Here is a 290-nt window from a genome sequence, read left to right as displayed (position 1 = left end):
ACGCTGTTATCTGGCACAAAGTCTCAACGTTGATCCCACCACCATAGGTCGATGGCTGGATAGCAGTCAAGCGGGTAGTCGCCTTGAACAGTTTGCGACCTTATTGGCCATTTGTGAGCTGAGGGTTGTACCTATACAGATGCAGTGTTATGACCATCACAAGATTGATATTTTATTTCAGCTGGCAAAAGACAGCTTTGAGCGCTTTGAGAGTGTGGATGCGTTTTTGATGATGCCTGAAGTAGAGAAGGGGGGATGTCATGAGTAAATCTGATGATGTCGGTATCTGG

Annotated in this window: 1 protein-coding gene; it reads left to right on the top strand. The window is 46.2% G+C overall.

From position 1 onward, the window contains the following. On the top strand, nucleotides 1–268 hold a 268-nt coding region (locus BTV99_RS13685), incomplete at its 5' end, for a hypothetical protein (RefSeq protein ID WP_075102694.1). Nucleotides 269–290: the final 22 nt, after the last annotated feature.

The sequence above is a fragment of the Psychrobacter sp. Rd 27.2 genome (assembly GCF_001921755.1).
In the GTDB taxonomy this organism is placed as follows: domain Bacteria; phylum Pseudomonadota; class Gammaproteobacteria; order Pseudomonadales; family Moraxellaceae; genus Psychrobacter; species Psychrobacter celer.
Note: the sequence above shows the minus strand (reverse complement) of the source record. Positions and strands in the feature narration are given on the sequence as shown.